Here is a 10,348-nt window from a genome sequence, read left to right as displayed (position 1 = left end):
CCGACGTCGCAGCCGGCGGATGAACCTCCACGGGAGCCGGTCTGCCGGCGGCGGATCGTTCGCGAATCCGGGCTTGGCACTCGTCCGGGAGTTTTTTAACCTGCGCGCGTGATTGGTTTATTGCGATTCGTGGGCGTGGCCAACGCGGCAGTCTGGTTCGGGGCGTCGATCTTCTTCACATTCAGCATCGGGCCGGCTTTGTTTTCGAGAGAAATGATCGACATGCTCCGTCTCCATGGCGGAATCGATTCTGAAGCCGCGAAGGCTTATGCCGGCTTCGTCGCGCAAATCATCATTGCGCGATATTTTGTTTTGCATCTGGTCTGCGGCGTGATCGCGCTCCTGCATCTGGTCACGGAATGGCTTTACATGGGCAAGCCGCTGCAGCGATTGACCCTCTGGCTGCTGCTCGGAATTTTTGCTCTGGGCCTCGGGGAGCGCGTCATTATTCTTCCGAGATTGAATGACTTGCACCGGGCGATGTACTCCGCCAGCGCCACGCAGCAGCAGCGCGAACGGGCGCATCACTCGTTCAACGTCTGGCACGGAGCGTCTCAGGCGCTGAACCTGTTTCTCATGACTGGTGTCGCGGTGTATCTCTGGCGGGTGTCCACTCCGGGCAGCGGTTATCGCTACCGCGTGTGAGCCCGCCGACCGGCGGACTCACGGTTGCGATTGGAGGTTGACAAACTTTGTGACGGGCAAAAGAAAGTGAGTATAGTAGTGGGTGGCGCCGCTGGCGCCAGGTCGAACACGCGGTATGATCTCGAATGAACGTCCATCGCCGTACGGCCCGAGGACTCATTCGGCGGGGTACAAACCGGGGATGCCGGATGAGACGCTGAGGTCGGAAAAGATTCAAATTGAACGGAAGGTTTTTGTGTTCACGCTCAAGGAGAATCCCCGAGGCCGTTTCCTGCGAATTACCGAGGACGTGAATGGGCGGCGCGACACGATCATTGTTCCCGCGCCGGGGTTGGCAGAGTTCAAGAACCTGCTGGACGAAATGGTGAGGGCGGCGACGGAGATGCCCGCCCGGAACCCGTAGTCCATCCTCCCGTTCCTTCACTCGCGGCCACCGAAACCAGGTCCGGTTCCGGGACAGTGGGGTTCAATCTGCCGGCGGTTTTGCCCGCGCCGTTTTCCGCGCGCGCACTCTCGGCGCATCCCCCCAGAGCCCTTCCAGATCGTAGTGCTCGCGCACATCGGCGCGCATCACATGAACGATGACATCGAAGAAATCCAGCACGACCCACGCGGTGCGCAACTCGCCATCCATCGCGCGCGGGCGGAGCGCATGAATCTCACGCAACCGCTGCGTGATTTCGTCCACGATGGCGCGCAGGTGAGGCTCGCTCGATCCGGTGCAAATGACGAAATAATCGGTGACCGACGACAGCTCGCGTACGTCGAGGATCACGATGTTTTCCGCCTTCCTGTTGTCGGCCAGTTCGCGGCAGAGCAGCGCCAGCTTTTTCGATTCCATTGCGGGCGAGGATGGGGAAGCGCCGATCAAAGATAAAGACGATTGTTGCAGATGGCCTCGGCGATGGCCGGTCCGACCAGCAGGTCCACCGGCAAACCGGCCTTCACGCGGTCGCGGATTTGCGACGACGAAACGCCCAGCGGGAACCCGTTCAACCGCAGGCCGCGAAACGGCCGGGGGAAATCCGCGGTCGTACCGCCCGGTCGCGGCACCACCACGAACTCGACGAGGCGGGCCAACTCGTCCGCATCGCGCCACTTGGGCAGTTGCGGAACGTGATCCGCACCGATGAGGTAAAACAACCGGGCGTCGGGAAAACGGCGGGCGTAGTCGCGCACCGTCTCGACGGAGTAGGAGACGCCCCCGCGCCGGATCTCCTGATCATCGATCTCGCAATAGGTCCGACCAGCCAGTGCCAACCGCAGCAATTGCATCCGCTGCTCGGCCGGGGCGAGCGCGCAGCCGGGTTTGAAAGGAGATTGCGCCGCGGGAATGAAGAAGAGGCGCGATAATTGCAGCTCTTCCCGCGCCGCCTCGGCCACAAGCAGATGACCAAGATGAACGGGATTGAACGAGCCACCGAACAGACCGATGCTTTGCACGGCGCGAATTTAGATTTACGAGGGACGATTTGCGATGGGAAACTGCGAGGGCCGCGCTTCAGCAGCATCGGTTGATGCCGCGGTATCGTTTTTCGAGCGTCTCAATATAGAGTTGCTCTCTGGTCGTCGTCGGAGTGGATGCCTTTTGTTCGCCGGACAGATTGACCGTGTGATGCTCCGGCAGGCCGCAGTCGCAGGCGCGGGCGGTCTGCTGAGCGCGGTCCAGCGCCGCTTCACCGGACAGTTCCCTGGCCAGCGCGAACGCGAGCGCAAGCAGGCTCAAGATGCGCAATGGCCGGCCTTCAGCCACCGCGTAGTCCGGCAGCCAGACCGGATCGGACTCGCGCAGGATTGCGACGCGTTTACGGGCGAGCAACAGGATCCATTCGCGTACGCTGATGGCGACGATCAACACGACGAGCACGAGAAAGAAGGCGGCGACAAATGCGTCCAGAAGGCTATTGAAAAGCAGCCTTTTATTCGGTGCCAGAGTTGCTTGCGCGGCAGCGAGTGCGTCATCGGATTTGGCAACGCCAGTCGCCGGAAAAGCCCCGGAAATTTTCGCCGAGTAAACGTTTGCAGCGGCAAGGAATCCAATTTTTGGATCGTCATCGAAAATCTTCTGCCATCCCGCCGTCATCGTCACCGTCAGAAGCCAGACCAGCGGAACCAGCGTCACAAGCACGAAAATCGGGCGAGTCGGTCTTCCGGAAGGGACGCCCGTCTCGATCGATTCTGCTGGCGGCTTGCCGGCGCTCAGCGGCTTCCCGCCCAATTGCATTTTCAGAATTACCGTCGTTGCCAGACAGAGCGCGATGGCGGCGAGCAGCTGGTTGGCAATGCCGAAGAGCGGCCAAAGTGAATTGATGCCGCCGAGCGGGTCGCGCACGCCCTGAATCAGAAAACAGCCCCAGCCGGCGACCATCAAGCCGCTGGCAAGCACGTTCGCTTTGATGTCCTTCACATTGCCGAGCGGCTTCCAAAGATTGCCCAGGACATCCTGAAGAAGGTAACGCCCCACGCGTGTGCCGGCATCAAGGGTCGTGAGGATGAACAGCGCCTCGAACATGATCGCAAAGTGATACCAGAGATCGAGCCAGCGATTGCCCACGGCCCGATGAAAGATTTGCGCCATGCCGACGGCCAGGGTCGCCGCGCCGCCGGTGCGGCCAAACAGCGTCTTCTCGCCGATCGTGTCCGCGAGTTGGTTCATTTGGTCCACCGTAACGGGAAAGCCGAGCGACGTGACTTTGGCGACGGTTTCCGTGGCCGCGCCCTTGATGTTCATGCTGAGATAAACGCCGGGGTCGAGGGAGCACGCGGCAATCAACGCCATGATGGCGACCAGCGATTCGAGGCACATCGCGCCGTAGCCGATGGGGCGGGCGTAACTCTCGCGCGTGATGATCTTCGGCGTCGTGCCGCTGGAGATGAGCGTGTGAAAACCGGAGATCGCGCCGCACGCGATGGTAATGAAACAGAACGGGAACAGCTTCCCCGCCACGACCGGCCCCGAGCCGTCGATGAACCGGCTGACGGCCGGAAATTTCAACACCGGCAGCACCAGAAACACGCCGAACGCCAGCGCAAAGATCGTGCCGAGCTTCATGAAGGTGCTGAGGTAATCACGCGGCGCGAGCAGCAGCCAGACGGGCAGCACGCTGGCGGCAAATCCGTACACGATGATCGACCAGGCCAGCGGTTCCTTGCCGAAAGTGAACAGCTTCGCCCAGTCGGCATGCGCATGGACGAATTGCCCGCCCCATACGCCGAGCAGCAGGAGCACAACGCCGATCGCCGATGCTTCCATCACCTTGCCAACCCGCCACCAGCGCAGGTAACCCCCCATGAACATCGCAATGGGAATGGTTGCCGCCACGGTGAACACGCCCCAGGGACTTTCGGCAAGCGCGTTGACGACAACCAGCGCGAGGACGGCCAGCAGGATGATCATGATGGCGAGAATGGCGACGATGCCGATGACGCCCGCCACGGTGTTCAGTTCCTCTTTCACCATTTGGGCAAGTGATTTGCCGTCGCGCCGCATCGAGCAGAACAGGATAACGAAGTCCTGCACCGCGCCGCCGAGCACGACGCCGATCAGGATCCAGAGCGCTCCGGGAAGATAACCGAACTGGGCGGCCAGCACCGGGCCGACGAGCGGTCCGGGACCGGAGATCGCCGCGAAGTGATGACCGAAGACGATCCACTTGTTCGTCTTCACGAAATCCCGGCCATCGTCACGGACTTCGCAGGGAGTGGCGCGACGATCGTTGAGGGCGAGCACACGCGCTGCAATCCATTTCGAGTAGAAGCGGTAGCCGACCGCATAGGAGCAGAGCGCGGCCGTGAGGATGTACGCGGAGTTGACCGGCTCGCCAAGCCGGGTCGCAAGCACGACGTAAGCGCCGCCGCCCAGCAGGGCGGTCGCCAGCCAGATCAAGTTTTTCAGAATGCGGCTCATCTACGCCTGTTTCATTGTCCTGATTCGTGATGGATGCCCGATTGTACGACTTCTGCCCGGCGGTTCAACCTTCAAGGCTATGATCCGGTCGTTGCAAATGAAATTAACGGTTTGCATTTGGTTTCAGGTGTGATAGAACACGCGGCCCGCTGTGAACAAAGCGGTCGGCGCAACAGACCCAGCGGAAACCTTTTTAGAACCTATGTCACAGCATTCAAGTCTTCGCGCCGTCGGCACGACCGGCGCCAAACGCAATGTGCTCAAGCGATTTGAGCGAGTCGCCCTGCTCAAGAAGCGCGGCCAGTGGAAGGACGGCGACCGCGTCTCCGGCCTTCGGAAGACAAGGCCGGAAACCTGATCGGGTTTGAAGCTGGCGAGGGTTCCGGGCCGCGTCCCGGCCACACCTGTGCCCTGAAGGTTTGAATCCTTTTCCTTCAATGGTTCGGCTGCAAAAATTCCTCGCCGATGCGGGAGTCGCGTCGCGCCGCGCCGGAGAGCAGATCATTCTCGCGGGTCGGGTGGAAGTGAACAACGAGGTGGTCCGGACGCTGGGGACAAAAATTGACCCGGCCCGTGACCGCGTTAGCGTGGATGGCACATCGGTCAGGCCGAAGCGCCGGCTGTACGTCGCCCTGAACAAGCCGCGAGGTTACATTTGTTCCCGCCGCGATCCCGGAAAGCGCCGCGCCATCGGCGATCTGCTGCCCAAGGAGTGGAGCAACCTTTATCCCGTGGGCCGGCTTGACTACGACACGGAGGGACTGATTTTCCTCACCAACGACGGGGAATTCTGTCTGCGCCTGACGCACCCGCGTTACCGGGTTCTAAAAAAATACCTGGCCACGGTCGAAGGCCGCGTGGAGCCGAACGTTCTGGGGCGGTTGACGCGTGGTATCGTCCATGAAGGCGAGAAACTGAAGGCGGAAAAAACCCGGCTGTTGAACGCCAACAATTCCCACAGCGTGGTCGAGGTGGAACTGGCGGAAGGCAGGTATCGCGAAGTGCGGCGGATGTTTGAGGCGCAGGGCCTGGCGGTGTCGCATCTCCGCCGGACGCAGATCGGCCGCATCAAACTGGGCGACCTGCCCGCGGGCAGGTGGCGGACCCTGAGCGAAACCGAAATCAAAACCCTGTTGTCGAACAGTAATCGGGCCGACGGTGTGCCGCCTCACGAGCATTGACAGGACCGGGGATAAAACTTCTACTTCTGACCGTTATGAAAACAAATTTTCGATGGGCTTGGGCCGTTGCAGTCGTGTTCGGAGCGACGGTTTTGACCGCCCGGACCGAGGAAGCCGCTGTCGTCAAGAGGAACCGCGTCAACGTGCGCGCGCAGGCCGTGCCGACCAGTGAAGTGATCACTCAATTGAAGAAAGGCGAATCCGTCATCGTACTGGAGGAGATCACTCCCAAAAAGCGCAAGCGCGGCGAGCCGGCAACGTGGGCGAAGATACAACTGCCGCCGAACACGCCGGTGTGGGTTTATGGACCCTACATCGAGACAAACAATCACACGGTAAACATCAAACGGCTGAACCTGCGGGCCGGACCGGGCGAGAACTTCAGCGTGATCGGACGCCTTGACCGCGGCACGGAAGTCAAAGAGATCCGGACCGACGGCAACTGGATGGAGATCGAGGCGCCGACCAACGCGTTTGCTTTTGTGGCGGCGGCGATGCTGGAGAAAACGGCGGCACCGGTTCCGCCAGCCACGGAGTTGGCCGCAAACACGAACACTCCGCCCGCGCAGCCGGCTCCCACGGTTGAAACCGTCAAGCCGGAGCTGGTGCCCGCGCCGGCCGTGGAAACCGCTTCACCGGCGGCGACGGCTCAACCGACGCCACAGCCGACAACGCCCACACCCGCGCCACCGGCGGACACAACGCCGCCCAAACGGGTCGTCAGCCGCGAAGGCACCGTGGTCGTTTCGCGCAGCATTCAGGCGCCGACTTCGTATGCCCTGGAGAACCGGGAGAGTCGCAAGACGGTCAACTATCTTCACAGCGAAAGCGAGGACATCAACCTGAAAAAGTTCGCCGGCAAGAAGGTCATCGTGACTGGAGAAGAACTTATCGATCAGCGCTGGACGAGCACTCCGATCATTGAGGTTGAATCGATTCAGGTGGTTCCCTGATGTCGCCGGGCAACCTCATTGACGGGCGTGTCATTGCCGAACAAATCCATGCCGAGACCTCCCGGCGCATCGCGGCGCTGAAGCTGCGCGGAGTCCGGCCGGGACTGGCGTTTGTGCGCGTCGGGGAGGATCCCGCCTCGCAGGTTTACGTCGGCATGAAAGAGCGGATGGGCGCGCGGCTCGGCATCGCTTCCTTCACACACGTTCTGCCGGAGACGACTCCGGAAAACGACCTGCTGGAGCTTGTCGCACGGCTCAATGAGGACCCGGGGATTCACGGAATTCTCGTGCAAGCGCCGCTTCCCCGCCCGATCAACCAGGCCACGGTTTATGCCGCCGTTTCGCCGCAGAAAGACGTGGACGGTTTTCATCCGATCAATGTCGGCAAACTGATGCTGGGGGACGCGTCGGGCTTTCTTCCCTGCACCCCCGCGGGCGTTCACGAACTGCTGATCCGCGCCGGGGTGAAGATCGAGTGTTCGGAAGTCGTGGTGCTGGGCCGGGGGAACATCGTCGGCAAGCCGATGGCCGCCATCCTGATTCAAAAAGCGCGTCATGCCAACGCGACGGTGACGCTCTGCCACTCGCACACCCGCGACATCGCCGCACATTGCCGGCGCGCAGATATTTTGATCGCCGCGATCGGTGTCGCGGAATTTGTGAAAGCGGACATGGTGAAACCCGGCGCGGTGGTGATTGACGTGGGCGTCAACCGTATCAAGGACGCGGGCGCAAAGGGCGGGTCGCGACTGGTCGGCGATGTGGACTTCGTTGGGGTCCGGGCGGTTGCCGGGAAAATCACACCCAATCCGGGCGGTGTGGGACCGATGACCATTGCGATGCTCATGCAAAACACGGTTCGCGCCGCGGAACTGACCGTGACGGAATGATCGCTGGTCGCCGGACAATACAGATTATGAATGCCACTCGAATTCTTCCGGACCTGCAATGCTCGTTGCTGTGCGAAGATGTGCGGCCCGAAGCCAACGGCAATTTTATCATCGTCGGAGTCATCGGGGCGATTCGCGTTCCGCAATTGCCGGTCACGGCCTTCAAGCTGTGCGTGTTCAACCGGTGGACGGCGGGGTTCGGCCAGTTTACGGAGAGCGTCCGCCTGGTCGCGCCGGACCAGACGACCGTGTTGCGCAAGGGGCAGGTGAAGTTCGCGCTGCAGGATGCCTCGCATCACGCCACGAACGTGACGGTCCTCCCCCAGGTCGAGTTTCCGGCCGCCGGCATTTATTATCTGGAGGTGCTCGTGGATGATGTGATGAAAATCCGGTTCCCGCTGCCGGTCGTCGTGGTCCAACCGCCGCCCGGCGCGGTACCAACGCAGCAACCCCCGGCCAGGCAGGAGCCGCAAGGTTAGCGCGCCGTTCAACCAGGCAAAACAGGTTTCAAACCCGCTGGTCCGGCCTGTGGAAACCCGCCGCCGGTTTGTTCTTCTCTCGAGGATTTCGTTTCAAATAATCGCGCGGTCGGGTTTATTCTCGGCACGCTCGCGCATGGAAGCTCCCGCACCTTTTCCTCCGTGGCAGCCGATGACTTTTGGCGGCGTGGCGGCGTTTTCGCGATCGCCGCCGGGGCGGTTGCTGTTCATGCAGTTTATCGTCGCGTTGCTGGTCGCCGCGAGCGTGCTTTGCCTGTTGGTTTCAGCGTGGTTTCCCGTCATTCAGAAGACCCTCGCGCGCCTGCCGGAAAAGGGCGCGATCCGCGGCGGCCGGCTTGAATGGAACAACCCGTCTCCAGTGCGACTGGCCGAGGGAACGTTTCTTTCCATCACGGTTGACGTGGAGGGAGGCAGCCGGTTCGGTCAGAGCGCCGATGTGCAATTCGAGCTTGAGCGTCGCGGTTTCAAAATCTGCTCGCTGTTTGGCTGCGTCGCGGTTCCGTATCCGGAAAACTGGACCATCGCTTTGAATCGCTCCGGGGCCGAACCGTGGTGGGGCGCGTGGCGGCCGTTCCTGCTCGTCGGCCTCGGAGTGGGGGTGGTGATCGGCGTGATGGGCAGCTGGATGGTGCTGGCGACTCTGTATTCGCTGCCTTTGCGCCTGATCACATTTTATACGGACCGGCACGTGAACTGGTCCGGGTGCTGGCGCGTAGCGGCCGCCGCTCAGGCGCCCGGAGCCCTGCTGATGAGCGGGGCCATCCTGCTCTACAGTTTCAACCGGCTCAATCTGGTCGGGCTGTTGTTCGCCTGGTTGCTGCACATTGTTGTGGGCTGGATTTACGTTGGCACCGCTCCTTCCCGTCTGCCACGGTTGGCGACCGGGCCGCATCAACGGGGCAATCCCTTCGGCTCACGGAACAAGGAAAAAAAAGCGAAGCCCTGAGTTCTGCCTGCCGGCTGGCTTATTCCCTCGTCGAACGCGGATCCCAGGCGTCCCGCAGGCCGTCACCAACGAAATTCAACGCGAGCAGCGCGGACGCGAGCGTGAGCCCGGGGAGGACGATCATCCACCAGTAGATGCGAATGGGGTTGATCTGTGACGCGCCCTCGGCGATCAGCGATCCCAGACTCGCCTGAGGCGGTTGGACGCCGAGGCCGAGGTAACTCAGGAACGATTCGTATAACATGATCGAAGGCACGGTCAGCGTCAGATAGGTGATGATGATGCCGTAAACGTTGGGCAGGATGTGACGCAGTAGAATGCGCGGATGACCCGCTCCCAGCGCCCGGCTGGCATCGACGAAGCCGCGTGTCCGCAGCGTCAGGACCTCACCCCGCACGATGCGAGCCATCGTCAGCCAGGACACCGCGCCCAACCCGGCAAACAAGAGGAGCAGGTTGGCCGCCGCGCCTGCGTCCGACGAGAGCACCCTCACGAGCCATGCCTTGAACGATTCCTCCACGACGGCAATCAGCACTATGACGAATAGAATCGACGGGAGCGAGTAGAGGACATCAACGAACCGCATCATGAGGGCGTCCCAGCATCCGCCGAAGTATCCGGCGATTGCGCCCCACAACACGCCGATGAACAAACTGACGCAGGCGCCCAGGGCGCCGACCAGCAACGAGATCCGCGCGCCGTAACACACCCGGCTCAGTAAATCCCGGCCGTGGACATCAGTGCCGAACCAATGGGCCAGGTCTGGCGGCCGGAACTGATCGTCCGAGAGAGTGGTTGGTTTCCACGTCAGCGCCCTCGGCAAAAGCGATGCAAAACGCGGAGTCGCAAACAGCGGCCAGATCACGACGAGCAGGATGGCCGAGAACAAAAACGCGCCACTGCCCACGGCCAGGCGATTTCGTCGAAAGCGGCGCCACGCCCGTCGATTGGGGCTTTCTGCGTCGGTCATGCCCTTACCCTCGGATCAATCCAGCCATAGGCCAAATCCACCACAAGATTCAGAACGAGGATGAGAAAGGCGTAAATCAGGACAAGGCCAACGACAATGGTGTAATCGCGATTTAACGTCCCGTTGACCACGAACACGCCGATGCCGGGAATCTGGAAAATGTTCTCGACGACGAATGAGCCGGTCAACAGGTCGGCAAGCAGCGGGCCCGAATATGACACGACCGGCAGCACGCCGGGGCGGAAGGCGTGTTTCAAAAGCACGGTGGTTTCGCCCAACCCTTTGGCTCGCGCGGTGGTGATGAATTCGGCCGGGAGCACGGCGAGCATTCCTTCGCGCAGCAGCCGGGAAATCTT

Annotated in this window: 13 protein-coding genes; 8 read left to right on the top strand and 5 right to left on the bottom strand. The window is 61.5% G+C overall.

The genetic code is table 11. The features are described from left to right. Positions 1 to 108 precede the first annotated feature (108 nt). Complete coding sequence (locus VN887_03890; protein HXT39145.1) at positions 109 to 645, top strand: DUF4149 domain-containing protein; 537 nt, start codon at positions 109 to 111, stop codon at positions 643 to 645. Positions 646 to 760: 115 nt separating this feature from the next. Next, complete coding sequence (locus VN887_03885; GenBank protein HXT39144.1) at positions 761 to 1,048, top strand: PUR family DNA/RNA-binding protein; 288 nt, start codon at positions 761 to 763, stop codon at positions 1,046 to 1,048. Positions 1,049 to 1,111: 63 nt separating this feature from the next. On the opposite strand, the gene rsfS is transcribed toward VN887_03885, so the two are convergent. Genes rsfS through VN887_03870 form a run of 3 tightly spaced genes read right to left on the bottom strand, consistent with a single transcriptional unit; the run spans position 1,112 to position 4,552 of the window. Next, complete coding sequence (gene rsfS / locus VN887_03880; protein ID HXT39143.1) at positions 1,112 to 1,486, bottom strand: ribosome silencing factor; 375 nt, start codon at positions 1,484 to 1,486, stop codon at positions 1,112 to 1,114. Positions 1,487 to 1,512: 26 nt separating this feature from the next. Then, a complete protein-coding gene (gene nadD, locus VN887_03875; GenBank protein HXT39142.1) occupies positions 1,513 to 2,088 on the bottom strand; it encodes a nicotinate (nicotinamide) nucleotide adenylyltransferase in 576 nt (191 codons plus the stop codon). Positions 2,089 to 2,146: 58 nt separating this feature from the next. Continuing rightward, entirely contained in the window at positions 2,147 to 4,552 is a 2,406-nt protein-coding gene (locus tag VN887_03870; protein HXT39141.1) for a carbon starvation CstA family protein, read from the bottom strand. A gap of 202 nt (positions 4,553 to 4,754) precedes the next feature. On the opposite strand from VN887_03870, the gene VN887_03865 reads away from it, so the two are divergent. The 6 genes from VN887_03865 (at position 4,755) to VN887_03840 (ending at position 9,022) form a co-directional block, all read left to right on the top strand. Next, entirely contained in the window at positions 4,755 to 4,910 is a 156-nt protein-coding gene (locus VN887_03865; GenBank protein HXT39140.1) for a small basic protein, read from the top strand. Positions 4,911 to 4,989: 79 nt separating this feature from the next. Then, on the top strand, positions 4,990 to 5,733 hold the full coding sequence (locus tag VN887_03860; GenBank protein ID HXT39139.1) for a pseudouridine synthase: 744 nt from the start codon (positions 4,990 to 4,992) through the stop codon (positions 5,731 to 5,733). A gap of 35 nt (positions 5,734 to 5,768) precedes the next feature. Continuing rightward, positions 5,769 to 6,686, top strand: a complete 918-nt coding sequence (locus tag VN887_03855; GenBank protein ID HXT39138.1) for an SH3 domain-containing protein — start codon at positions 5,769 to 5,771, stop codon at positions 6,684 to 6,686. Continuing rightward, positions 6,686 to 7,576 (top strand): tetrahydrofolate dehydrogenase/cyclohydrolase catalytic domain-containing protein, encoded by an 891-nt coding sequence (locus VN887_03850; protein ID HXT39137.1) that lies wholly within the window; start codon positions 6,686 to 6,688, stop codon positions 7,574 to 7,576. The genes VN887_03855 and VN887_03850 overlap by 1 nt, the downstream gene beginning before the upstream one ends. A 26-nt stretch (positions 7,577 to 7,602) precedes the next feature. Continuing rightward, positions 7,603 to 8,055, top strand: coding sequence for a hypothetical protein (locus tag VN887_03845; protein HXT39136.1), 453 nt, complete (start codon positions 7,603 to 7,605; stop codon positions 8,053 to 8,055). Positions 8,056 to 8,191: 136 nt separating this feature from the next. Then, entirely contained in the window at positions 8,192 to 9,022 is an 831-nt protein-coding gene (locus VN887_03840; GenBank protein HXT39135.1) for a hypothetical protein, read from the top strand. A gap of 19 nt (positions 9,023 to 9,041) precedes the next feature. Here the strand turns inward: VN887_03840 and VN887_03835 are convergent, their stop codons facing one another. Together VN887_03835 and VN887_03830 are read right to left on the bottom strand one after the other, a co-directional pair. Continuing rightward, positions 9,042 to 9,992, bottom strand: coding sequence for an ABC transporter permease (locus tag VN887_03835; protein HXT39134.1), 951 nt, complete (start codon positions 9,990 to 9,992; stop codon positions 9,042 to 9,044). Next, the coding region (locus tag VN887_03830; protein ID HXT39133.1) for an ABC transporter permease at positions 9,989 to 10,348 on the bottom strand (360 nt) is incomplete at its 5' end. The genes VN887_03835 and VN887_03830, both read right to left, overlap by 4 nt.

The organism is Candidatus Angelobacter sp. (genome assembly GCA_035607015.1).
GTDB lineage: Bacteria > Verrucomicrobiota > Verrucomicrobiia > Limisphaerales > AV2 > AV2.
The sequence above is the reverse complement of the archived record's forward strand: the minus strand, read 5'-3'. Positions and strand labels throughout refer to the sequence as shown.

Excerpts from the sequence above, each read along its gene's own strand:
- rsfS (HXT39143.1), bottom strand. The coding sequence starts at position 1,486 with ATGGAATCGAAAAAGCTGGCGCTGCTCTGCCGCGAACTGGCCGACAAC.
- VN887_03840 (HXT39135.1), top strand. The coding sequence starts at position 8,192 with ATGGAAGCTCCCGCACCTTTTCCTCCGTGGCAGCCGATGACTTTTGGC.
- VN887_03850 (HXT39137.1), top strand. The coding sequence starts at position 6,686 with ATGTCGCCGGGCAACCTCATTGACGGGCGTGTCATTGCCGAACAAATC.
- VN887_03860 (HXT39139.1), top strand. The coding sequence starts at position 4,990 with ATGGTTCGGCTGCAAAAATTCCTCGCCGATGCGGGAGTCGCGTCGCGC.
- VN887_03865 (HXT39140.1), top strand. The coding sequence starts at position 4,755 with ATGTCACAGCATTCAAGTCTTCGCGCCGTCGGCACGACCGGCGCCAAA.
- VN887_03845 (HXT39136.1), top strand. The coding sequence starts at position 7,603 with ATGAATGCCACTCGAATTCTTCCGGACCTGCAATGCTCGTTGCTGTGC.
- VN887_03885 (HXT39144.1), top strand. The coding sequence starts at position 761 with ATGATCTCGAATGAACGTCCATCGCCGTACGGCCCGAGGACTCATTCG.
- VN887_03855 (HXT39138.1), top strand. The coding sequence starts at position 5,769 with ATGAAAACAAATTTTCGATGGGCTTGGGCCGTTGCAGTCGTGTTCGGA.
- VN887_03870 (HXT39141.1), bottom strand. The coding sequence starts at position 4,552 with ATGAGCCGCATTCTGAAAAACTTGATCTGGCTGGCGACCGCCCTGCTG.
- VN887_03835 (HXT39134.1), bottom strand. The coding sequence starts at position 9,992 with ATGACCGACGCAGAAAGCCCCAATCGACGGGCGTGGCGCCGCTTTCGA.